The sequence below is a fragment of the Paenibacillus sp. JT31N17 genome (genome assembly GCF_056269255.1).
Window position 1 is genome coordinate 687,686 of record NZ_JBWDNP010000003.1, and the last position, 24,122, is coordinate 711,807.

General features: G+C 50.2%; 24 protein-coding genes. 21 read left to right on the forward strand and 3 right to left on the reverse strand.

Annotated elements, in window-relative coordinates; all coding sequences use genetic code 11:
* Window positions 1-2: 2 nt before the first annotated feature.
* The gene (gene xerS / locus AC0YOB_RS15020) at window positions 3-1,088 is read right to left on the reverse strand and encodes a tyrosine recombinase XerS (RefSeq protein WP_475793452.1); all 1,086 of its coding nucleotides are present in this window, start codon (window positions 1,086-1,088) and stop codon (window positions 3-5) included.
* A gap of 215 nt (window positions 1,089-1,303) precedes the next feature.
* Between xerS and AC0YOB_RS15025 the strand changes: the two genes are divergently transcribed.
* The 9 genes from AC0YOB_RS15025 (at window position 1,304) to AC0YOB_RS15065 (ending at window position 10,934) form a co-directional block, all read left to right on the forward strand.
* Window positions 1,304-2,527, forward strand: a complete 1,224-nt coding sequence (locus AC0YOB_RS15025) for an FAD-dependent monooxygenase (protein WP_475793453.1) — start codon at window positions 1,304-1,306, stop codon at window positions 2,525-2,527.
* 123 nt (window positions 2,528-2,650) lie between these two features.
* The gene (locus tag AC0YOB_RS15030; protein WP_475793454.1) at window positions 2,651-3,298 is read left to right on the forward strand and encodes a cell wall hydrolase; all 648 of its coding nucleotides are present in this window, start codon (window positions 2,651-2,653) and stop codon (window positions 3,296-3,298) included.
* Window positions 3,299-3,453: 155 nt separating this feature from the next.
* Entirely contained in the window at window positions 3,454-4,011 is a 558-nt protein-coding gene (locus AC0YOB_RS15035) for an NUDIX domain-containing protein (protein ID WP_475793455.1), read from the forward strand.
* 38 nt (window positions 4,012-4,049) lie between these two features.
* Window positions 4,050-5,039 carry a peptide-methionine (S)-S-oxide reductase MsrA gene (gene msrA / locus AC0YOB_RS15040; protein WP_475793456.1) on the forward strand — a complete coding sequence of 330 codons (990 nt, stop codon included), beginning with the start codon at window positions 4,050-4,052 and terminating at the stop codon, window positions 5,037-5,039.
* A 222-nt stretch (window positions 5,040-5,261) separates the two neighbouring features.
* Window positions 5,262-6,233 (forward strand): aldo/keto reductase, encoded by a 972-nt coding sequence (locus AC0YOB_RS15045; protein ID WP_475793457.1) that lies wholly within the window; start codon window positions 5,262-5,264, stop codon window positions 6,231-6,233.
* A 209-nt stretch (window positions 6,234-6,442) separates the two neighbouring features.
* Window positions 6,443-7,600, forward strand: coding sequence for a peptidylprolyl isomerase (locus AC0YOB_RS15050; protein ID WP_475793458.1), 1,158 nt, complete (start codon window positions 6,443-6,445; stop codon window positions 7,598-7,600).
* Between the two features lie 296 nt (window positions 7,601-7,896).
* Window positions 7,897-9,492, forward strand: coding sequence for a spore germination protein (locus AC0YOB_RS15055; protein WP_475793459.1), 1,596 nt, complete (start codon window positions 7,897-7,899; stop codon window positions 9,490-9,492).
* Between the two features lie 33 nt (window positions 9,493-9,525).
* A complete protein-coding gene (locus AC0YOB_RS15060; RefSeq protein ID WP_475793460.1) occupies window positions 9,526-10,707 on the forward strand; it encodes a Ger(x)C family spore germination protein in 1,182 nt (393 codons plus the stop codon).
* The gene (locus tag AC0YOB_RS15065) at window positions 10,704-10,934 is read left to right on the forward strand and encodes a hypothetical protein (protein WP_475793461.1); all 231 of its coding nucleotides are present in this window, start codon (window positions 10,704-10,706) and stop codon (window positions 10,932-10,934) included. The genes AC0YOB_RS15060 and AC0YOB_RS15065 overlap by 4 nt, the downstream gene beginning before the upstream one ends.
* Here AC0YOB_RS15065 and AC0YOB_RS15070 read toward each other — a convergent pair.
* On the reverse strand, window positions 10,923-12,023 hold the full coding sequence (locus AC0YOB_RS15070) for a GerAB/ArcD/ProY family transporter (protein ID WP_475793462.1): 1,101 nt from the start codon (window positions 12,021-12,023) through the stop codon (window positions 10,923-10,925). The genes AC0YOB_RS15065 and AC0YOB_RS15070 overlap by 12 nt on opposite strands.
* 195 nt (window positions 12,024-12,218) lie before the next feature.
* Here AC0YOB_RS15070 and AC0YOB_RS15075 point away from each other — a divergent pair, with 195 nt between their 5' ends.
* The 9 genes from AC0YOB_RS15075 (at window position 12,219) to AC0YOB_RS15115 (ending at window position 17,842) form a co-directional block, all read left to right on the forward strand.
* Window positions 12,219-12,788 (forward strand): TetR/AcrR family transcriptional regulator, encoded by a 570-nt coding sequence (locus tag AC0YOB_RS15075; RefSeq protein WP_475793463.1) that lies wholly within the window; start codon window positions 12,219-12,221, stop codon window positions 12,786-12,788.
* Window positions 12,789-12,865: 77 nt separating this feature from the next.
* The gene (locus AC0YOB_RS15080; protein WP_475793464.1) at window positions 12,866-13,189 is read left to right on the forward strand and encodes an NIPSNAP family protein; all 324 of its coding nucleotides are present in this window, start codon (window positions 12,866-12,868) and stop codon (window positions 13,187-13,189) included.
* 65 nt (window positions 13,190-13,254) lie between these two features.
* Complete coding sequence (gene wrbA, locus AC0YOB_RS15085) at window positions 13,255-13,920, forward strand: NAD(P)H:quinone oxidoreductase (RefSeq protein WP_475793465.1); 666 nt, start codon at window positions 13,255-13,257, stop codon at window positions 13,918-13,920.
* Window positions 13,921-14,000: 80 nt separating this feature from the next.
* Complete coding sequence (locus AC0YOB_RS15090; protein WP_475793466.1) at window positions 14,001-14,738, forward strand: SDR family NAD(P)-dependent oxidoreductase; 738 nt, start codon at window positions 14,001-14,003, stop codon at window positions 14,736-14,738.
* Window positions 14,739-14,776: 38 nt separating this feature from the next.
* A complete protein-coding gene (locus AC0YOB_RS15095) occupies window positions 14,777-15,013 on the forward strand; it encodes a tautomerase family protein (RefSeq protein ID WP_475793467.1) in 237 nt (78 codons plus the stop codon).
* Between the two features lie 352 nt (window positions 15,014-15,365).
* On the forward strand, window positions 15,366-15,548 hold the full coding sequence (locus AC0YOB_RS15100) for a hypothetical protein (protein ID WP_475793468.1): 183 nt from the start codon (window positions 15,366-15,368) through the stop codon (window positions 15,546-15,548).
* Window positions 15,549-15,664: 116 nt separating this feature from the next.
* Complete coding sequence (locus tag AC0YOB_RS15105; protein ID WP_475793469.1) at window positions 15,665-16,228, forward strand: TraR/DksA C4-type zinc finger protein; 564 nt, start codon at window positions 15,665-15,667, stop codon at window positions 16,226-16,228.
* Between the two features lie 55 nt (window positions 16,229-16,283).
* Window positions 16,284-16,541 (forward strand): hypothetical protein, encoded by a 258-nt coding sequence (locus AC0YOB_RS15110; RefSeq protein ID WP_475793470.1) that lies wholly within the window; start codon window positions 16,284-16,286, stop codon window positions 16,539-16,541.
* 155 nt (window positions 16,542-16,696) lie between these two features.
* Window positions 16,697-17,842: a Gfo/Idh/MocA family protein gene (locus tag AC0YOB_RS15115; protein ID WP_475793471.1), complete on the forward strand. Its 1,146-nt coding sequence runs from the start codon at window positions 16,697-16,699 to the stop codon at window positions 17,840-17,842.
* Window positions 17,843-17,923: 81 nt separating this feature from the next.
* On the opposite strand, the gene AC0YOB_RS15120 is transcribed toward AC0YOB_RS15115, so the two are convergent.
* A complete protein-coding gene (locus AC0YOB_RS15120; RefSeq protein WP_475793472.1) occupies window positions 17,924-18,859 on the reverse strand; it encodes a DNA-3-methyladenine glycosylase family protein in 936 nt (311 codons plus the stop codon).
* A gap of 355 nt (window positions 18,860-19,214) precedes the next feature.
* Here AC0YOB_RS15120 and AC0YOB_RS15125 point away from each other — a divergent pair, with 355 nt between their 5' ends.
* The 3 genes from AC0YOB_RS15125 to AC0YOB_RS15135 all read left to right on the forward strand — a co-directional run bounded on the left by AC0YOB_RS15125 (window position 19,215) and on the right by AC0YOB_RS15135 (window position 24,069).
* Window positions 19,215-20,993: a sensor histidine kinase gene (locus AC0YOB_RS15125; RefSeq protein WP_475793473.1), complete on the forward strand. Its 1,779-nt coding sequence runs from the start codon at window positions 19,215-19,217 to the stop codon at window positions 20,991-20,993.
* A 2-nt stretch (window positions 20,994-20,995) separates the two neighbouring features.
* Window positions 20,996-22,597: a helix-turn-helix domain-containing protein gene (locus tag AC0YOB_RS15130; RefSeq protein WP_475793474.1), complete on the forward strand. Its 1,602-nt coding sequence runs from the start codon at window positions 20,996-20,998 to the stop codon at window positions 22,595-22,597.
* A gap of 128 nt (window positions 22,598-22,725) precedes the next feature.
* A complete protein-coding gene (locus AC0YOB_RS15135) occupies window positions 22,726-24,069 on the forward strand; it encodes an ABC transporter substrate-binding protein (RefSeq protein ID WP_475793475.1) in 1,344 nt (447 codons plus the stop codon).
* The last annotated feature ends 53 nt before the right edge of the window (window positions 24,070-24,122 follow it).

Sequence of the window (24,122 nt, forward strand, 5' to 3'; positions counted from 1 at the left end):
AATTAATCGTCGCGCTTCTGGCGGTCGATTGCCTCTGCCATGGTACGGTCCGTGAGATGGGCATAGATTTGTGTCGTTTCCGGCGAAGCGTGGCCAAGCTGCTCCTGCGTCTTGTACAGGTCGTTGCGCAAGTAATAATCGGTTGCAAAGGAATGCCGCAGCTTGTGTACCGAGAGATACGGCTTGCCGAACCGCTTGGCATACTTGATCACCATTTCCTGGATGGCCCGCTTGGTCATGCGTGAGCCCTCGCTTCTGCCGTTGGCGATGGCCAGAAACAGCGCCTTCTCCCTCTTCGGCGCCTTGTATTGCGATTCGCGCTGGGAGAGGTACAGCTGCAGATCATGCATGGCTTCCTGACGGAAATAAACCGGCGTTTTGAAGGTGTCATCGTTTTTCCCTTTTCGAAACACATAAAGCAGCTTCTTCTTCAAATCGAGATCATCGGTATTCATATTGACGATCTCCGACACCCGCAGCCCGGAATTGAGGATAAGACTGACAATGCAGGTATCCCGGATCCGGTTGAGCATATAGGAATACATGGCCTGTTTGTTCGCCGCGGCGTCCGAACCGTAATCCTCATGAATATACCGGATAAACTCGTCAATTTCCCGCTCCTGCAGCAGCTTGCCCTCAAGCTTGGCCGCGGTATCCTTGGGCTTGTTCGCCCGTTTGATCGAGACTTTGGCCATGACATTGCGCTTCAAGAGCGGATAAAACTCTTCGTCCTCGGCAATCTGGCTCAAATAATGAAAAAGCGAGCGCAGGGAGGAAAGCTTGCGCGATATGGTTGTCCTGCTGTTGGCATGCTCCCGGCGGGTAGCCAGAAACATCTTGAACTGATCGATGCTGTCCATATGCAGCTTCTCCAGCTCCTCCAATTGCACATCCCGCATAGATGGACCTGCAGCAAGCCCTTCCGCCAGCATCCAGGATAGAAAAGTCTCGTAGTCCCTGACGTATTCAAGCAGGGAGGACGGAGAAAGATCCGGTAATTTATAATTGATAAATTTCTCTATATACCATGGCATGGAAGGCGTTTTGCGGTCCAGTTCCTGCCGGTCCTTCAGCTTGATTACATTCAACTTCATCTCACCTCAGGTTTTCTTGGGATGATTCTTTCAATCCATGATGCAGGTTGCAGCAATATGTATGATGATAGCTTCATTGTAATGCAGGTACTGGTCGATGTAAACCGGAATGGGGAACATTTGATCGCATGACGGATATCGCAATTTAAACCTTCGTTCCAATGTAAGTGAGGAAAACCGGCGCTGAGAGTTATAAGGGGGACAACGATGTGATTGCAGCTGCACCGCCGATCAGCAGAGAGGCAATTGTGATTGGCGCAGGTATTGGCGGATTGAGCGCGGCCATAGCTCTGCGGCAGAGCGGCTGGCATGTAAGGTTGTTTGATAAAGCGAATGAATTGGCTGACCTTGGCGCCGGTATTGTGCTTGCGGCCAACGCGATGAAAGCGCTGGATCTGCTGGGTGTGGGTAGAGAGATCCGATTCAGGGGAGCCGCGGTCGGCAAAGCAGAGATCCGCACGCATGACGGACGGGTACTGACCGTTCTACCGGCTGCAGAACAAGCTCTCCGGTATGGAACACCTGGCTATCTGATTCACCGGGCAGCGCTTCAGCATATTCTCTATAATCATCTTGCATCGATGCCGGAGACGGATATACATTTGGGCGTCAAACTTAAGGGGCTGGAGAACCGCGGACATTGCGTCCATGCCGTATTTGAGAATGGTGAAGAGCATGAGGCGGCTGTGCTGATCGGCTGCGATGGGGTGAATTCCGTCGTCAGGGAGCAGATCCTGGGACTTGACGGCAGTCCTCTCCAATATGGAGGCTTCACAGCGCTGAGAGGGATTGCGGAATTCCAGGACAGCCGGTATCCCATTGATCTTGGCGGCGGATTCGAGGCCTGGGGCCCAGGCAGGCGCTTTGGATTTTCCCATTTGGGTGAGGGACGCGTCTTCTGGTTTGGAGCCGTCAATGCACCGAGGGGCACGCAGGCTCTGCCGGGAGAGAGGAAAAAGGCGGCTTTAACGTATTTTAAAGGCTGGCATAGTCCGATTGAAGCCGTTATAGCGGCCACGGACGAAGAAGCCATTCTCTCCCATGATCTGTTTGACCGTGAGCCTCTTAATACCTGGAGCAGCGGGCGTGTTACACTCCTTGGCGACGCTGCGCACCCCATGCTGCCGAACCTTGGTCAAGGAGGCGCGCAGGCTATTGAGGATGCTGTTATGCTGGCCTATCATTTACGGAAGGTCTCCATGTCCGGGGATGATATCATGTCGGCACTGCGCGACTACGAGCTGAGCCGAATTCCCCGTACGGCGCGGATCGTCAGACAGTCCCGCCGCATGGCAAGGATGGTTCAGCTGGAACATCCGGCCGCGCTTGGCCTTCGCAATATGATCCTTCGGGCGCTCCCACCCGGGTTTCTGGCCAACCGGCTGGATTGGGTGGCAGGTTATGATATTTCCGGCCATATGAGAGATTTTTAAGATGATTAAAAAAAACTAGCAATAAGCATCTTTTACCAGCATCCATGCTACAATTCATCAGCCGAACGTTTCCGCAGGAGATGAACCGGGCAAATTGAATGGAGTATGGAGGAATTATCAGGAATGTTCAAACGAATTTCACTGCTCGTCATATTGTTAACGGCCGCAGCGCTGGCTGCAACCTGCAGTCATTCCGAGGCAATGGCCCCCAAGACGCTTCAGCTTGGCAGCAAGAGTCAGGATGTGCCGGATTTGCAGTTCAGGCTGCAGCTTCTGGATTATTTCAAAGGTGCATTAACGCAGTCCTTTGGTAAAGAGACCTCGCAGGCCGTTATGCGTTTTCAACAAGCTCACTGGCTGACCAGCGATGGAATCGCAGGACCGGCGACTTGGGCGGCGCTCAGGAAGGTTACGGTCAGCAAGCCGGAGCTTGCGATGCTGGCCCGGGTTATTTACGGCGAAGCCAGGGGAGAAGACTACAAGGGACAGGTTGCCGTCGGCGCCGTTGTGATGAACAGGCTGCATTCTCCCTTGTTTCCGCATTCGGTCTCGGAAGTCATCATGGAGCCTCATGCGTTCTCGGCTGTTGCTGACGGCCAATATTGGCTGATTCCGGACGAGACTGCCTTTAAGGCGGCCCGTGACGCCGTCAGAGGCTCGGATCCCACTCATAATGCGCTTTATTACTATAATCCTGATACCGCCACTTCGAAATGGATCTTTACGCGTAAGGTCCTTGAGAAGATCGGCAGCCATTCCTTCGCCGTCTAGCAGCAAGCATGCCCGAACTTTAAAATCCGCCCTGTCAGGTGCGGATTTTTTTGATGTTTTTGCTGGGGAACATAATGGTATATAATTAATCTGGCATACGGATATCACAGGGTGACAGTCGCTATATATAAAACATGGAACAGGGTGAAGCACTTATGGAGGCAAAATATTGCATGACCTGCGGCAGCGCGATGGAACTCCGGGATGTGGACGGCACACCCCGCAGCGCATGCACCGCTTGCAGCTTCGTTCATTGGGGTAATTACAGCGTAGGGGTCGGTGCGCTTGTCGTGAAGGAAGACAAGGTGCTGCTCGTGCGGCGGGCCCAGGAGCCGGGCAAAGGATACTGGACCACGCCAGGCGGTTATATCGAACAAAACGAGCTTATTCATGAGACGATTTGCCGCGAGGTTCTTGAGGAAACGGGCGTTGAGGCCGTGGTGAAAAGTCTTGTAGCGGTCCGCGATCAGCCAAGCCGGATTCATAATGTTTATATTGCGTTCTCAATGGAATATGTCTCAGGCGAGCCGACTCCCGACCAGTTTGAAGTGGATGCGGCCGGGTTTTACAATCTTGAAGAAATGGCAACGATGAATGTAGCCGGCTTTACCAAGTGGCTCGTGAAGGTAGCTCTCGACTCTCAGGAAGATGGTCTCAAGATTGATGAACAGCCGATAGTTCCGCTCAATGGCTATGGATTGTTCCGCATATAATCATTCTGGCTCAGCCAGAAAAAAGCGAGGGGATAAAAATGAGTTTGGAAAATGAACAGCAACTGGATGAAGCAGCGGATCTGTATGAATTGGCAACTTTCGCCGGCGGCTGCTTCTGGTGCATGGTGACTCCATTCGAGGAGACGCCGGGCATTATCAGCGTCGTTTCCGGTTATATGGGGGGACATACCGTCAACCCGACCTATAAAGAGGTGTGCTCCGAAACGACAGGCCATGCCGAGGTGGTTCAAATCACGTTTGATCCACAGATTTATTCTTATGAGAAGTTTCTGGATACGTATTGGATGCAAATTGATCCCACCGATGCCGGCGGGCAATTTCACGACCGCGGCTCCTCCTACCGGACGGCGATCTTCTATCACACGGAGGAGCAGCGTTTGACGGCGGAGAAATCCAGACTCAAGCTTGAAGAGAGCGGGCGGTTCGACGGACCGATCGTAACGGAGATTGTCCCAGCCAAGCCTTTCTACCCGGCAGAGGATTACCATCAGGATTATCACAAGAAGAATCCGCTGCGGTACCGGATGTACCGCAAGGGCTCCGGCCGCGACGCGTTTATCAAAAGCCGCTGGAATACAGATAAGGATAAAGCAAAACGCAGGGAGCAGCTAACCCCGATTCAATACGAGGTGACGCAAAATAACGGAACCGAGCCTCCCTTCCGCAATGAATTCTGGGATTTTAACGGCGAAGGCCTCTACGTGGATATTGTTTCGGGAGAGCCGCTGTTCAGCTCGCTGGACAAATTCGATTCCAATTGCGGCTGGCCGAGCTTCACCAAGCCTGTCGTCAGCGGACATGTGAAGGAGAAACAGGATTTCACCCATATGATGATCCGCACGGAGGTACGGAGCAAGGAAGCGGATTCCCATCTGGGTCATGTGTTTAATGATGGTCCCGGTCCAAGCGGATTGCGCTACTGCATCAATTCCGCCGCGCTGCGGTTCATTCCCAAGATGGATCTGGAGCAGGAAGGCTACGGGCAATATTTGTCTCTGTTCAAATAAATACCGTTGCCTCACCCGCCTGACATCCATTTATCGCATCCCCTTTCATTTTCTTCTGCAGGAAATGAAGGGGGATTTGTTTTTTACGTCTTCTTGGTAAACTGAAAGTAAGTAAGTGAATCCTATTTCAGCTCTTACCACAGATTATGGTATTCTCTATAATGATGATAGACCGGAGCTTGCACGGGCTGCCGGTCCAAATGAAATGGAGGCGCAGGATAGATGAACTATAGAACCCTTGGCAAGACCGGACTGAAGGTATCGGAGATTGGATACGGCGCATGGGGCATTGGCAAGACGTCGTGGATCGGGGCATCTGACGAGGAATCCCTGCAAGCATTGAACCGCTCGATTGAGCTCGGTCTTAATTTCATCGATACCGCGCTTGGTTACGGCAACGGGCACAGCGAGAAGCTGGTTGGACAAGTTGTCCGGGAGTCGAAGGAAACGATCTACGTCGCCACCAAGATTCCGCCGAAGAACTTTCAATGGCCTGCACGCGCAGGTGTTCCCGCCAATGAAACCTTCACAGCCGAGCATGTAATTGCCAGCACCGAACAGAGCCTGAGCAACCTGGGTCTGGAGCGCATCGACGTTCAGCAGTTTCATGTATGGTTGGATGACTGGCTGGAGCAGGGGGATTGGCTCGAGGGTGTCCGCAAGCTGAAGGAGCAGGGCAAAATACGTTTCTTCGGTGTATCGATTAACGACCATCAGCCGGAGAGCGCGATTAAACTGGTGGAATCCGGTATCGTGGATACCGTTCAGGTTATTTATAATATTTTCGACCAAAGTCCGCAGGATCAGCTGCTGCCGGCCTGTGAGAAGCATGATGTAGGCGTTATTGTCCGTGTAGCGCTGGATGAAGGCGGACTGACAGGACGGATCACGCCGGAAACGACCTTCGAAGAGGGAGACTTCCGCAACGGCTATTTCCGCGGCGACCGGAAGCAGCAGGTATTTGACAGAGTGCAGCAGATTGCCGCAGATCTGGGCATTGCAGTGGAGGCGGTTCCCGAAGCCGCGCTGCGTTTTGTTCTTAGTCATCCGGCCGTCTCGACAGTCATCCCGGGTATGCGTTCGATCCGCAATGTCGAGAGCAACATGAGCTTCGGCGACGGCAATGGATTGCCGAAGGAGCAGGTGGCGAAGCTGGGAGCGCATCGCTGGATCCGCAACTTCTACCAGGCCTGAGAAAGCCCTATGGATTAATGGATTGAACCGCGCCGGAAGGATGGCGCGGTTTTTTTGTCTGCTGCCTGTGGGCTTGTCGGGCCCTTTGAATCCGCTCTTGACAGGAACCGATTCCGCAGGCAAAAAGATTTGCCGCAGCCGCCTATATTTCCATAGGTATAATGCTATAATTATGCAGAGCTCTTTATACCCGAAAGGAGAATTACATAATGAAGAAGTCCATAAGGCCGTTTGTAATCGGCGCGGTTGTCGGTTCATTATTAACCGCTTCCTCAGCCGTTTTTGCCGATGACGGCATTCAGGCGATCAAGGCAATGCTGAACAAAAACACGAAAATTACAGTCAATGGCAAAGCCGCGACTCTGGCAAACCCCACCTTAACCTACGACGGTAAAACTTATGTTTATCTGAAGGATATCGGGAAGCTGGTCGGGGCAAGTGTGAACTGGAACACGAAGCTCAAAACCATCGAGATTAAAAGCGGCGCAGCCGCACCCGGCGCTGTTGCGGAGAAAGTGATTGCTACCTACTCCGGCGGCAAGGTCACCAACACGGAATTTGCGAAATATGCCTTATTCTTCAGCATTGTTAACCCGGATACCGCGGCTTACTTGAATGATCCGGCGGCTAAAGAGCAGTTCCTCCGTGAATATATCGGCTACAAGCTGCTGTACGGGCCGGTTGCGGGTAAACCGCTGAGTGCGGAAGACCAGAACGGGTTAACCCAGTTCATGGAGCAGTACAATGCCTACATCGCACAAAATGCGGAATTGAAGGCAAGCAACGAGAAGGCAGGGCTGGCCGAGAGCGATGTGAAGAAGTTCTACACGATGATTACCGTCGCACTCGGCAGCATGCAGAAGAAAGTAACGGATGCGCAGATCAAGAGCCGGTTTGACCAGACCAAAAGCGATTATAATATCGTTTCCGTCCGGCACATTCTGGTAACCACGTCCGATCCCCAAACAGGCGAGACCGTACGTACGGATGCGGAAGCACTGGAGCGTGCCAATAAGGTGAAAGGGCTGCTGGATGACGGCGGGGACTGGAATGAGCTGGCCAAGGAATATTCCGATGATCCCGGATCTTCCGGCAATGGCGGTTTATATGAGAATGAGCAGTCCAATGCATGGGTTGCCGAATTCAAGGATGCAGCCAATACACAGCCAATCGGGACGGTCGGGGCGCCGGTCAAATCGGATTTCGGCTACCATGTTATCAAGGTGGAGAAGCGCGATACGAAAACCTTCGAGCAGTTGTCTGCTGAGGACAAGCTGGAGATCAAAAAAATGATCGCTGCAGAGGCCATGAGCAATTTTATGAACAAAGAGCTTCCCGGCAAAATAACCAAAATCGACCTGGCATAATCTTTTACTATATAGCAGCAGCTTTCTTCAGATAGGGAATACTGCAACAGTCGGATAAAGACTTAATGATTCCAATAAAACAGGCCAAATGGATATTCCCATGCAGGGGACTTATCCACTTGGCCTATTTGCAGGTTCTAATAATGTATTCATTTATTCACTAAATCGATAACGTCTGCCGGCTCTTCCGGAATTCAACGAAAATAGGTATACGTTGACCTTCGTGAGCTCGAGAATACTTCTGACGAAAATTGGGAAAATACATGTATCAGTGTTTGCTTTGGGGGGCCTATTCAGTGAAACGGTTTAAGAAGAGAGTACGCATTAAACCCGGGTATCTAAATATACCGGAGGAGGACTATTCTGAGGATGAAGAGAACTCCAGGCTAACATCGGATTTAGAGCAAAATGAGTTGATTTTTAAGCGTATATTTCAAAACAGCTCCGATATCGTGTTCCGTAAAGTTCGGCTGGCTGGAGAAAATCAATGGCTTGTCCTATATTTCCCAAGTCTTGTTGATGAAAAGATGATTGACGATCATATTTTAAAGCCAATGATTGCTAAATTTTCCACTAAAGATGATTTTATAAATGAAAAAGCAGCAGCTCTGGATGATGAGATTATCTCCGTAGGGACGACAGATATTACATCAGACGTAACCGACATTGTTCGTCACGTGTTAAATGGTCATGCTATCGTTCTTACGAGAGCGGACAGCAATGCCATGATGGTCAAGGTAAATGGCAATAAACAGCGAAGTCTTGAAGAACCTTCTTCAGAACCCGTTATTCGTGGTCCCAGGGATGGATTCATTGAGAACCTTTCAACGAATATAGGTTTACTGCGCAGCAGGCTTAAAACATCGCGATTGAAAATGGAATCCAATACGATTGGGGAGCTTTCTCAAACCCAGGTTGTCATCACTTACATCGCGGGTATTGTTCCCGAATCATTAGTCGAGGAAGTTCGAAAAAGGGTAACTAGGATTCAAATTGACGGAATTCTCGACTCAGGCTACGTGGAGGAATTTATCGAGGATTTGCCTTACTCGCCCTTTCCACAAGTACATAGTACGGAACGGCCTGATGTGGTAGCTGCAGAGCTGTTGGAAGGAAAAATAGCTATTCTAGTTGATAATACCCCATTTGTATTAATTGTCCCCATGACGTTCTGGACTGGACTTCAAGCCAGTGAGGATTACTATGATCGCTGGCCCATTGCAACCTTTGTGCGATGGATTCGATTCCTCTTCATATTCATCGCCATATTCGCTCCTCCCCTCTATGTTGCGGTTACGACCTACCATCAGGAAATGATTCCGACTAATCTCGTGCTGAGTATTGCGTCTTCAAGGGAGGCTGTTCCGTTCCCGGCTCTGGTCGAAGCTTTTCTGATGGAAATCACTTTCGAGGCACTGCGGGAAGCGGGAATTCGTTTACCCAAACAGCTTGGTCAAGCGATAAGCATCGTAGGGGCATTGGTTATCGGCCAGGCGGCCGTGCAGGCGGGAATTATATCTGCTCCGGTCGTCATTATCGTATCCATCACCGGTATCGCGGCGTTTACGATTCCACGATATAGTTTTGCCAATGGCATCCGGTTACTGCGCTTTCCGATGCTGTTCTTGGCCGGTACGTTTGGACTTTATGGGATTGTACTTGGATTTCTTGGCATCCTGCTGCATGTTGCTTCCTTGCGTTCGTTCGGCATCCCTTATTTTACACCAATAGCACCGCTCACTTTCATGAATGTGAAGGATATCTTCATACGTGCACCCGTATGGGCTAAAACCCGCCGTCCACAGGCAGCGGATTTCAACAATCCAGTGCGCGAACCTGCTGGACAGAAACCAAGTCCAACTCGAGGGAAGCGGCCATCCGAGAGCAATTAGGACGTGAAACGCTGTGAGGAAAGGAACTTCAGAATGAAAGCATTCCTATACATCGGCTTACTTTTTACCGTATTGCTGACAAGCGGTTGTTGGGACCGAACGGAGATCAATGACCTTGCGTTCATTTCGGGTACGGCATTTGACTTGACGGATGACGGGGAGTATTTATTGTCGGTACAAATCGCAATCCCATCTTCCGGTCTGGGGGGGGCGGGGAGCGAAGGAGGCGGACAGCAAGAAAAGTTTTTTGTATTGTCCGCCGCGGGAAAGAATGCCGACGATGCGTTCCACAAGATTCAGAAAAAAAGCTCCCGCCGGTTATTTACCGCCCATCGCAGCGTTATTTTTATAGGCGAATCCTTAGGCAGACATGGGATCAACGATATTCTTGACGTTTTCAATCATGATCCGCGCCAACGGTTAAGAACCTATATCATGATGGTAAAAGGAGGAGAAGGACGGGAAATTCTCGAAGCGAAATACCCCTTTGAACAAGTGCCTGTCGAAGCGGTCAAGGAAATGGAAAGTCTGGAGACCGAACTGGCGGTTACCTTGCGTGACTTTTTCATCGCGGCATCAAGCGAAGGCATCAGTCCGGTTATGGGCGTTATCGAGGCCAAGGATTATTCGGAAGGAACAAAAAAAAGCAAAAACGACCTGTTTAAGCTCTCGGGGTCAGCCATTTTAAAGGATTTAAAAGTAGTCGGGTTTTTAGACGAAAATGAGACCAATGGATTTATTTGGGTTACCAATCAGATGAAGAACGGCAGGATCAATGCCTATTTACCGGAAGGCGGCGGAATGGTCGGGATGTTGTTAAATCATGCAGAACGAAGAATTGCCTTCGATATAAACGGGGATAAGATTAAAATGAAGATTCAATTGCAGGGGGAAGGAAGTCTCGTTGAAAATAACACCCCCCTGGATATCAGTCGGCCGAAGAATCTCCAGCTTGTGCAGCGAGTATTGGAGGCAGCGGTTGAGAAACAAGTTCGGGATGCTTTATTCAAAGTCCAAGGGCGCTATAAAGTAGATAGCGTGGGTTTCGGCCAAGAAATCCACCGCAATAAGCCAAGACAGTGGAAATCGTTGAAGGAACAATGGGATAAGAAGTTTCCTCAGGTAGACGTTTCGATTGCTGCAAAGCTGAGTTTAAACGGAGCCGGCATGGGAGGTCCCCCTCTGCAATTGAATGAAAAGGAGATCAAGAAATGATCGTGCAAATAGCGGGTTATGTACTTTTATTGGCGGGATGGTCTTTCGTTCGTATACAATCCTTGCTAAGCAAGCAAAGAAACAAAGAAGCAGCCGTATACGGTGGTTTAATGGGAGCAGCCTCTATTATCGGCTCCTTATTAATCGCGCGGGTCGACCTGCCAGGCTTTACTGTCCCTTTCAAAATTATTTTTGAACCCATCGGGAAAATGCTGTCAGAGCCGTGAATTCTCCACTCTTCTTCTTATCGTGTCTATCACCAGAAGTAACAGCGGTAAGAAACTTTGGTTGAAGAAAGCCAAGAGCGGGAATGTAAAAGCAAGATAATTAAGAAGCTCCGCTCCGTTTTTGAATATCCAGACTGATCCAATGAGGGATAACAGTGTTATGGGAAATACGATTTCGCGGTAACTTCTCATTCCGAAAAGCTGGCTTATGCAATGGCATAATATAAACAACGATACCGATACCTTCACAAAACAACCCATTACCCACATTGAAACCGCTATTGCTTCCAGACGTTCGAAGGATCCGGCAATACCGATATATTGGATGACGCTTAGAAAAGAAAAGGTCAGTTTACCCGTCAATGGACCGAGGACCATAATTGTAAGCAATACAATAATAAAAATAAGCACGACAATTCCGGAAAGCGCAATCAGCGAAACCTTGCGGGCCTTTTTCGGTTGATTCAAATAAGGCAGGAGCCATCCGAGAATAAAGAGTTGATTCATATATCCGCCTCCGGGGCTGACTGCACCTTGTAATACAGGCAGAATTCCTTCTTCCAAAATCGGCTTTAGTTGATTGTGATTCGCTTCCCCGATTGTCAGAATCAAGAGCGGAATCAAAAAAAACAGAATGATTACCGTAATAAACTCACTACATCTTGACATGACCTCAATTCCCGCTTTGGCGGCCAGACCGCATAAGAACAAGAACATCAGGCTCGCAACGATGGAAGGGCTTTTTGGCAATAGCAGCGTATTGATAAACCCGGCGTGCTGCATGGTAATAGTTGAAATCGAAATAAACCAATAATAAATGTAATTAATTGCGAAAAGCTTCCCTAACCATTTCCCGACGATATTTGAACTGTATTGTATAATAGTCAACCCCGGATAACGATTCGAGAGGGTAATCATCACCCATATGCTCAGCAAGCCTGTCAGAGAAGCAGGGAAAACCGACATCCAGGCATCTTGTTTGCCGAACATGGTCATAATACCGGGAACGGTTAACATGATCGTGGAAATGACGAAGGTAAATAGTAAAAAGCCCAGCTGGGTTCCCGTGATTTTTTCCGTTGTTTCCATCTACGCGCAGCGCTCCTTTCCTCGCAGAGGTGTCTCAAGTATTGACTTATCGCATTCCATTTATACCGCGTGTCCTGATATGTTTGATTATTGCCTGTAGCTGGGCGACACCGTTTCCTTTCATAGAGCAGCAGCCGGATTAAATCTGGTTAACCGGGGTTGACAGACTATCTACTAAAAGGTAGAATGACAAACATGAACAAAAACAAAAATACAGCAGAGCTTATTTTGGACGTTGCTCAGTCGATTGTTCAGGAATTCGGGTTCAACGGATTCAGCTATGCGCATATTGCAGAAAAAATAGGGATACGTACTGCCAGTATTCATTACTATTTCCCTAACAAGGAGGATTTGGGAGAAGCGCTGATAGCCCGGTATTACAAAAATTTTATTTCCTCAGTCGCCCAAATTGATACCGACACACAGGACAATTTGGAAAAACTGCGCAAATTCGTTTTACTTTACGATGCACCTGTTCAGGAGTATTGTACTTGTTTGAGCGTAATGCTCGCTACTGACCTGGCTACGTTATCAGGCAATGTAAGAGAAGGGGTAGCTCAGTTTTTCGCAGCCAATTTGGAGTGGCTGGAACGAGTGTTGGATCAGGGGCGGGCCGGAGGACATCTAAATTTCGAAGGTACCGCGGAAGCTCAAGCTCATCAGTTTCTTGCATCGCTTCAAGGTGCACAATTACTTGCAAGAAGTTTTCGGGATGTAAGCAGGTTTGACAGAATTGCCGATGGATTAATATCCGCTTTAACTTAAAAAGAAAGCGGATATTTTTACAAGTACAATCTACCTTTTAATAGATAGATAAAATAGGAAATGAAGGTGGTGAGAAGATGCTGTATGAGCTGCGGATTTATCATGTTAATCCAGGCAAAATGAAGGTTATCCAAAATAGGTTCAGAGATCATGTCATTCAATTATTCATGAAACACAATATGAAGATAACACACTTCTGGGAAGATTCAGATGAAGCGAATAACCGCCTCTATTATGTTGTTGAGCATGCTGATTTGGCAATGCGCAACCTTAATTATGATCGTTTTCGCAACGATCCTGAATGGATTGAATTAAAACGAGTTACAGAGCTTGACGGTGCGTTGGTTAACAGACAAGAAAGTATATTTATGAAGAACGTTGCATTTTTCGGGAACAAATGAAAAACAGGAATCATATCGGCGGATATTGGTTTGGCCGACAACAAATAAAGTTTGGAGCGATACCAATGAGTATATTTCAAAAATTAATGAAAAAGGAGATTAAATCGATGTCATCTTCAAAAGTGAATTTAGCCGTCATCTATTACAGCTCAAATGGAACTAATTTTCAATTGGCCCAATGGGCAGCGGATGGAGGTCTTCAAGCCGGGGCGGATGTGAAAGTTTTAAAAGTACCGGAAACTGCGCCACAATCCGTTATTGACGGCAGTCCATCCTGGAAAACTCATCTTGAAGCGACCAAACATATCCCAACCGTGTCTTTGGCAGATCTGGAATGGGCCGATGCGGTAATCTTCAGTATGCCGACCCGATTTGGCAATCTTCCAGCTCAAATGAAACAGTTCATCGATACGGCAGGCGGTCTTTGGGCCCAGGGCAAACTGGTGAATAAAGTGGTGAGTGCCATGACTTCCGCCCAAAATCCGAATGCCGGACAGGAACAAACGATACTTCAGTTGTATACGTCAATGTACCATTGGGGTGCGATTGTGGCAGCACCCGGATTTACTGATCCATCGATTTTTGCTGCCGGAGGGAATCCGTATGGCACAAGTGTGACAGTGGATCAAAATGGAGCGATGAAGGAAGACGTGCGCGCTGCTGCGGAACATCAGGCAAAACGCACCGTATCCGTTGCTAAATCCATGAAGAACGGCTTAGAACAATCATAATAATCATCACTTATTGCGGTCACACATGCAGGCTATTTATCAGGCATAATAAAATTTCATAAACAGGAGTAAACTAACACATGGATATTCAGGGAAGAGTAGCAGTCATAACTGGCGGCAGCAGCGGTCTTGGAAAAGCGATGGCCATTGAGATGGTGAATCGGGGAGCGAATGTAGTTATCAATGGACGTCGTGAACAAGCGCTGGTTGAGGCTGCAAAAGAAATCGATCCTGCAGGAAAACAAGTACGTTTTGTTGCCGGTGATATTGCGGATCCAGAGATCGCGCAGCGCTTAATCAACGAAGGTTTGGCTCATTTTGGACGCATTGATACTCTGGTTAACAACGCCGGAATCTTCATGGCTAAGCCATTTACGGAGTATTCGGAAGAAGACTTTGCAATGATTTTATCCACTAATGTTGCCGGATTCTTCCACGTTACCCAACGAGCGGTGGTAGAGATGCTGAAACAGGGAACGGGACATATCATTAACATTACAACGAGTCTGGTCGACCAACCGGTAGCTGGCATTTCTTCGGTACTCGCCTCATTGACGAAGGGGGGGCTGGTCTCGGCAACGAAATCATTAGCGATCGAGTATGCTTCTAGGGGGATCCGCGTGAATGCAGTTTCTCCGGGACATATCAAAACGCCGATGCATCCCGTGGAAACCCACGATGCCCTGGCCAAGCTTCATCCTATGGGACGCATGGGCGAGCCGCATGATATCGTCGATGCCGTCTTGTATCTGGAGACAGCCAGCTTCGTAACGGGTGAGATTCTTCATGTCGACGGCGGTCAGAATGCTGGTCACTAAGCAAAGGCAGCAGTAGACACAAAAGGAGGAGAATATCCATGCCAATCGTTACGATCCAAGTGACCCGCGAGGGCACAGCTCCAGATCGTCAGGCTGTTACGGCGGAGGAAAAGGCTGCGCTCATTAAAGGGGCCAGCGAGCTGCTGCTTAACGTTCTGAACAAGCCGTTAGAAGCTACCTTCGTCGTTGTCGAAGAGGTTGACACCGAGAATTGGGGTTGGGGCGGACTGCCTGTGCTGGAGTATCGCCGTCAGCTTGCTGCTAAGATGAAGTGATCACATTGAAGGAGTTCAAAGCTGCTTCGCCACCTTCACTGTGACATTGCCGGTGGCATTTATCATTCACTTCTGTCGGGTGGCATGATCTTGGTCTGAGTTAAAGTCCGCGATTTAGGGGTTGTTGACAACAGCTCCAAAATCGCGGGCTTTTTTAGTTATCTTCGCCGATTATATGCCTGCGATTGAGTAAGCCAGGCACAGCGGTTAAACTAGTGACAGGGGAAGACACGGATCTTCAAGTCATGGGGAAGATGGCTATTCGCCGCAACTGCCCATGTGCCCATGGCCAGTTCTTGCCGTCCGGACCGTGGATTAAACTGGTTTTTTTTGTAAAAGGAGGCCTGGCATAATGGATGATAATGAGAAATGCGTGATTAGACGCCTAGCGGTTTTTCTGCGGTATGAGGCGGAATTTGCCTTTATTGAGGTGGAAGGAAAAGAGATCCGCATTCCGGCGGACAAGATCGGCCCGGATGCTGTCACCGGCGGTACGCTGGCCTGGATACGGGGCTTATGGCGCCCGGCTGATTGAAGCTTTGGCCCGTCGATCATCATCAAGCTTGTTAGCCGGCTGCTCTTAACGGGTAAGGAAAAGAACGGCATCCGCTTTGGCGGGATTCCGAATTCCTTGTTAGGGGGAAGCCCGATATGACACATTTGAAGCAAAAGCAGCTGGAAGATCTGAAGCATAGGCTTGCGGAGGAAAAGGAAGAGCTGGAGAGCCATTTCAGGCTTGAAGACGCCGATGAGAGGGGCACGATGACGGATTCCACCGGGGAATTATCCGCTTACGACAATCACCCGGCCGATCTGGGCACGGAAACCTTTGAGCGGGGGCGGGACATGGCTGTTGACGAATCAATGGAGAATAAACTAAGAGAAGTGAACGAAGCGCTCGTCCGGATGGAGGAAGGGACTTACGGTCAATGCCGTGAATGCGGCGAGACGATTGAATATGAACGTCTGCAGGCGCTTCCGACCGCACAAACCTGTATCAAGGATGCTTCCAGTCCCGGACTCAATGAGGAGCGGCCGGTGGAAGAACAGGTTATGACTCCGCCGCCGAAGGGGGCTGGCGCCAACCGTCAGAATCATGCGGGCCGATTCGATAATGCGGATGCCTGGAAGGAAGTGGAGAGCTTCGGCAGCTCGGACGGGACTGTCGACCCGGATTCGGATATTCAGCCGGAAGAAGGTTTGAAGCCGCAATAATGTGGTAATAGAAGGAGGGACAACTTCACCATCTATTATCAGGAGGTAACAATATATGAATAACGCAATGAACCTATGGGATACGCTCCCGGAGAGCACAGTCGATGAGAAGGATGCGCTGCAGGAAGTGGAAGATACGCTGGCTGAGCTTGAAATCTACCTCGACCGCTACCCGGAGGATGACATAGCACGCATGCAGTATGAACAATTTTCACAAAAGCGGGAAGCGCTGGCCGCAGGTTCGATAGCCGGCATTTGCAAAGAGCTGATCTGCCTTGAGAGCATACGTTCTCTGCAGAATGCGGCGATCTGATCATCCGCTGCCAGGATGATGAAGACAGAAAATAAGGAACCGCTCCTGCCAACTCGCGTGGGTGCGGTTTTTGCTTCTTTCGTGGAGGCTCTGATTATGGGAACAGTGTTGAAATAGAGGGAATTTAGCCTGAGTGGAGATTGGGGTGAACCGTGATGGGAAAAATCAAAATTGGCATTGTTGGGACCGGATTTTCCGCAAGCTTTCATCTGGAGGCGCTCCGGCGGCTGCCGCATGTTGAGGTGGTGGCAATCTCGGGAAGCAATCTGGAGAGGGCCGGGGAAGTGGCTTCACGATATGAAATACCCAGGGCCTACGGCTCTGCGGAAGAGCTTATCCGCGATCAGGAGGTTGAAGCGGTGCACAACTGCACGCCCAATGACCTTCATTATGAAATCAACAAACTGACGCTGCTTGCAGGCAAGCATCTGCTCTCCGAGAAGCCGCTTGCTATGGACAGCAAGGAATCGGAGGCTCTTGTGGCCCTCGCCAAGGCGACCCCTGTTATTAGCGGCGTATGCTATAATTACCGCCATTATCCGCTGGTCGCGGAGACCAGGCGTCGTATAGCCGAGGGAAGAATCGGCGGGATCCATCTGGTGACAGGCGGGTACTTGCAGGATTGGCTGCTGGAGGAGACGGACAGCAATTGGCGCATGTACCCGGAGCGAGGCGGCGCAACGAGAGCGATTGCCGATATCGGCTCCCATTGGTGCGACCTGGTTCAGCATGTGACCGGGGAGAGGATCATGGAGGTTTTTGCCGATCTGAAAACCGTCTATCCGGTCCGCAAGGTGCTGACCGGGGAGAACGGACAGGAGACTTACAAGGAGGTGCCTGTTCATACGGAGGACTGCGGGATCGTCATGATCCATATGGAAGGCGGCGCTCAAGGCGTCTTCACGGTCTCGCAGGTAAGCGCCGGGCGGAAAAACAAGCTTTACTTTGAAATTTCCGCCGCATCGGAATCGCTGCAGTGGGATCAGGAGCAGCCGAACCGGCTGTGGAGCGGGCGGCGCGGCTCCTCGAATCGGGAAATTGGCAGCGACCGGGAAGAGCTGTCCGATGAGGCTGCTGCCATGGTGCATTATCCAGGAGGCCACGAAGAGGGCTGGCCTGATGGCGTCAAAAATCTGTTTATTGATTTCTATGACGCGGTGGAACGCGCCGGGCAGGGCGAGCCTGCCGCGCAGCCCCGAACATTCGCATCGATGGAGGATGGCCATTACATTATGCTGATCAATGAGGCCATTGTTGAAAGTTACCGGCGCAAGTCATGGGTGAAGGTCAAACAGCCCTAAGCCTTGGGTATAAAACGGACTTTACAGCAGAAAAAAACCGGACTTCCGCCACAAAGCGGATTTCCGGTTTTTTGTGTGTGGCTAATCTATCATCCGCCACAAGTAGAAGGTTGAATAGGAAAGCCAATCTCCCCAAGCCGAAGAGAGCTGCCTGATCTCTGCAATTGTAGGCTTTTGCTCGAGCTGCATAACATGCTTGATGGCATTATGAAGCCCCACATCGGAAATAGGGAAGGCCGAAGGAATCCGCAGGCAGCGCATCAGAACATAATTAGCCGTCCAGGGGCCAATTCCCCGGATGCCGACCAGTTCTTTCTCGATCGCTTGCAGTCCGCCGAGCTCAAGCAGCTTTTCCCTGGATAGCTGTCCGCCGGCAATCAGGGATGCGATACCGATCAGGTATTCGGATTTCCTGCCCGTGAGCTGAAGCGGTGTGAGGTTATCGACGGAGAGACCCGCAATCGTGGATGGCTTGGGAAAAATCCAGTAAGAGCGGCCCTCCCATTCTACGGATTCACCGAAAGCTTCGACGAACTTTTTTTTCAGCGTATAGGCAAAAGCAAGATTGATCTGCTGCCCCATAACTCCCCAGCATAAAGCCTCGAATAAATCGTGAATTCCGATAATCCGCAGTCCGTAATGCTCCGTCACGGCCCGATTCAGAAGAGGATCCCTCTCAGCCATCTCATAGAAGGGAGTCAAATCGCTGTCCAGATCAAACCACTCCCACACGTAAGCGGCGACGGCTTCGCGCGCATGAGGCTCCGGAAGCGGGGCATCGCCAAGGAATTCGATGCGTACGGCTGCGTTATCCTCGTCGGAGATCCGGATGAGCACATGCTCTTCATTCACCGGAACAAGCCGGGTGACCTGTCTGTTTTGGATGGCAAACATGCATTCCTTGGAGGAGCGGCTGAGATAACCGAGAACAGCATCGAAGCTGAATGGCTTTGGAGGATAAAGGAGCATGCTGCTTATATGGTCGGACCATTTTTTCAAGTTCATTTTATTCGTCATTGCAGAAATTCCCGCCTTTCGTATAGCTTTATTAAACCACAAATAATCAAAATATGTGCTGCTGCTATCTTGCTCTTTTATTCGCCGTCCGTTTATTATGGGAAAGGTCTGTTCAAAATGGGCAGCACAGCAGAAATTAAATGTGTATCTGTCAAGATTTTGAACATCCTAAACACAAATTGTTTTATTGTTTCCTCGTTGAGGGAATTGTAGAATGTTGGGAACCGCTTCAAGGGAGGGGCATTTATGAAAGACGGGACAATGAGCATTCCTGCCAGGCAGGGCAAAGCTCCGGAACAATTGGCTGCTGCAGGAAGGCTGTGCGGCAGTACGAGGCCGGACAGGGAGAAGGCTCATGTTTAAATGGCTGTTCATCAACAGAAGCATCCGCACCAAAATCGTCTTGAGCAGCGTCCTTATTTCACTGATCCCGATGCTTATTCTTTCTTATCTCTTCTATGAGACGAGCACCCGTTCTCTGGAACGGACGATGCTGCGCAGCTCCGATCAGAATGCTGTCTATTTGTCCAAATATCTGGATCAATACTTTCATAATATCGCGACATCGGCGCTTCAGGTGTACAAGTTCGCCCGGATCATCAATCTGATGGAGCATGGCGTCAACTATGACGACCCCGATTTCATTAATCTGAAGGACACGCTGCAGAACTATTATTTGCTCATCCAGAACAACAACAAGGACATTATCAGGACGATGATCTACGGCAGGGACAATACATTGAAGGATTCCTGGTCCATTGCCGGAAGCTATGACCAGATTGATTTCAAGAGCATTCCGGGCTACAAGGAGATGCTCGATTTGCCGTTCCAGCAATCGATGATGCTTTCCTATTATGACGAAACCATGAAGCAGAATTTTTTTGTATACGCGATAACGATCTACAATCCTTTCTATAAAGAGAAATACGGCACGCTCGTTTTCTACATCCAGCAAAAGCAGCTGACGAAAATCGTGGAGTCCAACAACCGTCCGCCCAATGTCATTGTCCTGCAAAATGCCAACGGGGAGGCGTTCTATCGGACGAACGATAAGTACGCGGATGTCGTGGCTGCGTTCAAGCGGCCCGCCAACCCGTACGTGAACGACGATTATGATATCAGCTTCTCCAAAACGCCGAATCTCCTTGTCAGCACGTCCTATCTCGATCATGCAAATATGGGACTTACAATTGTTTATCCGAGCACGGAGATGGCGCAAAACCGTAAAAATACACTGCATATTACAGTCGGAGCCTTCCTGTTCGTCATGCTGGTCATCCTGCTTTGTTCCATCCTGGCGCAGCAGTACATTACCAGGCCGATCCAGCTGCTGGGCAGGGCGATGAAGGATGTCCGCAAAGGCAATTTCCATGTCAGCCTCAAGCCTTACAAGTACAGGGACGACCTGTCCGAGCTGACGCGCAACTTCAATTTTATGACGGAGAAAATTCGCGATCTGATCGAGCAGGATTACCAGATGCAGCTGCGCAGCAAGGAAGCGCAAATCCTCGCGCTGCAGATGCAGATCAATCCGCATTTTCTGTACAATACCCTGCAAACGATAGGCGGCAAGGCCGTTCTGTTGGGAGACTATGAGATCCATGAGATGTGCCGCGCGCTGGGGGATATGTTCCGCTACAGCTTCTATGAGGGCAATATGGAGTCGACGATCAGGCAGGAGCTTACCCATGTGAACAATTATTTATATATCCAGCAGTTCCGGTTTGACGATGCGCTGTCAGCGGATTTTGACGTGCAGCCGGATTTAATGGACTGCTCCATTATCCGCTTCGTACTCCAGCCGATCATGGAGAATGTGATTGTGCACGTCTGGGACAAAGAGATGAGCGATCAGCTCCGGATCAGTGTCGGTGCCATCCACGAGCGGGATTCCGTTATCATTACGCTTCGAGACAGCGGTCCGGGCATGGCCCCTGACAAGCTGGCCGCGCTGCGGTCCGGACTTGACCGCAAGTCGCTTGATGTGTTCTCCGGCATTTCCATCGGGCTTAAAAATGTTCATGAACGGATCCGGCTCGTATACGGCGGTCCGAATGGACTGGAGATTGACAGCGAGCCCGGATTGGGTACGACAATCCGGATACGAATCCCTTACAGAAAGCGGAGGGCTTGAGCTTGTACAAAGTAATGGTGGTAGACGACGAGACTGTAGGGAGGAAATCCGTCAGCAAGATGATCAGCGAGCTTGGTCTGGATGTCCTTGTCATTGCAGAGGCCAAGCATGGGGAAGAAGCGCTTGAATTGATCCGGATCAATAAGCCGCATATCGTGGTGACGGACATGAATATGCCCATTATGGACGGGCAGCTGTTTCTGGAGAACCTGTACAAGCATTATAACGAAATCAAAACGATCGTGATGAGCGGATACTCCCAATTCGAATATTTGAAGGCGGCCTTGACCTATCAGGCATGCGAATATGTGCTGAAGCCCGTATCCGTTGCCGATTTGAGAGACGCGATGGTCAAGGCGATCGAAGCCTGCCGCAACTATTCAAGTCTTCAGCAGCAGAAGAAATCAACGCAGGATATCGTAAAATTGCGCCGTGAAGAATTCTTGCAGCATGTTGCGGGCGGACGCATCACGAATTTGTCGGATATCCGCAAGCAGGCGGAGGAATTGCAGATATCCCGGACAGCCGGAAGCTACCGGTTGGCCATCTGCATGTTTCGCCAGTTCAATGAGATTTCCGCTACCAAATTCCACGGCAATGCGGACCTCTTCATGTTCAGCGTCGAAAATATATTAAATGAAGTCGTCGCCGGGGCGATGCAAGGCAGTCCGCCTCTGGTGTACAAGTCCGACGACCGGATGCGGATTTGCCTGATCCTTCCCGAGCAAGTTTTTGACGACGCGCGGAGCCGGGAACTGGTAGCGGCCTTTCATCATGCCGTGCACTCGATACTCAAAACGGATGTTGCTGCCGGGATCAGCTCGGTTTACCGGGAACTGGACAAACTGCCGGAAGCCTTTCGCGAAGCCAAAGACGAGCTGTTCCGGAATCGGTTGAATTACTCCGGGCTGAGCATATCCTCCGCCGCCGGCCCTGCCGGGACAACGAACGGGGAACTGCTGTCTTCATTTGACCTGAAAACACTCCATCAGGCCTTCGCTGCAGGCAAAGCGGCGGAGAGCAGCAGGCTGCTGCAGGTTTTTTTATGCAAGGCTGCTGCTGATCCCGCAATCACGATCCAGGGCATCCACCGGGATCTTCATAAAATACTGGATATCGCCGCTTCGGAGCTGAAGGGCATCGGAGCGGCCCATCCATCGCTTTTTGATCCAAGGGCTATTGCGGTTATTCTGGATGCGGAGCAGCTCCGGTTGTTTCTGGACCAGCTGGCGGAGGCGCTGGGTCACTACGGGGCAAGTCTGGGCGTATCGGAATCAGTTCATACAATCCGGGAAGTGGTGCAGTTTATGGATGAGCACTACTTTGAGGATGTCAGCCTGATCGATGTGGCAACAAGGTTTCATATGGACCCCAGCTATCTCAGCAAGCTGTTCAAGACCGTGACCAATGAGAATTTTATTGAGTATCTCACGCGCAAGCGGATGGAAAAAGCATGCGAGCTGCTCGGCGGCTCCGACCGCAAGATCAACGAAATCGCCGAGCTTACAGGCTACGAGAACCAGCGTTATTTCAGCCAGGTATTCAAGAAATTCACCGGCCGGACGCCATCCGAGTACCGCGAGCATCATGCCCCTGGGACATGATGCTCCAAAATATTGAACATCGGAAGCACCATTTATTTTATTACCAGCGTACATGAGCGGAAGTAAGATAAAGGCAGAACGGGGAATTTCACGTTCAACCCAAACCAAACAAGAGAAGGGGAAACGAAATGAAAAAGTTTTTAAGCCTTGGCATCTGCGCGCTTCTTCTGATGCTTGCGCTGTCCGCATGTGGAAGCGGCAACAATAATCCGCAGCCTGCTGCAGATACCCCGGCAGCACCGGCGAACGGCGCCGGCAATGCCGGAGCGAATGAGCCTGCTGCGAGCGAGGAGCCTGTCACCATTTCGTTCATGCATTTCAAGAGCGATGTGACCGACGGCGTCGCCAAAATCGTCGAACAGTTCGAAAGCGAGAACCCAAACATTAAAGTCGATGTGCAGCCTGTCAAATATGATGATTACTACACGCTGCTCAAAACCAAGATGGCCGGCGGCGATATCATTGACGTGTTTACCCTGAACTCCGGCGCCCAAACGAAGCTGTTCGCGGACGGCGGTTATCTGGAGGATTTGACCGGCAAGGACTTTTTGTCAAACTTCGACGACAGCGTACTGAAGGCGCAGGCAACAGACGGCAAAAACTACATTATGCCTGTAAATGCAGGACCTATCGCTGTTTACTATAACAAAAAAATCTTCAGCGATCTGGGTATTGAAATTCCAAGAACCTACGACGCGCTGATGGCGGCGGCCCAGAAAATCAAGGATTCCGGCAAAACGCCTTTCGCATTGGGCTGGAAAGATCTGTGGACGCTTAATATGTGGATCGGACGGGATCTGCCGAGCAACACGGTGCTTGTAGGCAACATCCCCGACTTCTTCGACAAAATCGAGACGGGCGCCGCCAAATTCGCTGACAATCCGGCGATCAAAACTACACTGGCGCATGCGATGCAGCTCTACCAATACGGCAACAAGGACCAGCTCGGCGTAGACTACAACGGCAGCGTGGATCTCTTCGCCAAGGGCGAAGCCGCCATGCTGTACTCCGGCACATGGCCGCTGGCTGATATCCAGAAGAAAAATCCCGATTTGTACAATAGCGGTATGGGCGTCTTCCCTTACCCGTTCAGCAATGACGAAAGCCTGAACAAGCTGGAATTCAATCCGGATGCGTCGCTCGCGGTCAACAGCAAGTCCGAGCATAAGGAAGCAGCCTTGAAATTCCTGGCCTTCATGGCGAGTAAAGAAGGCGGCGACGCATGGGTGAAGAACATCAACTCCCTGAGCTATGTAAAAGGCTCCTCGACTGATATTGCGCCGGCCATTAATGATTTGAAGCCTTACTTCGATAATGGCGAAACCTATGATTCTCAAGGTTATATGGCACGTACGACAATCGACTGGCTGACTCCGCTCGGTCAGGATATGCAGAATCTGTTCTTCGGCAAGGAAACCGAGGATCAGGTCATCAAGAATATTGACGACTGGATTGCCAAAAACCATAAATAACAGATGCAAACAGCAGCTGACGGCATAGGCGCGAGATGCCTATGCCGTCAGCT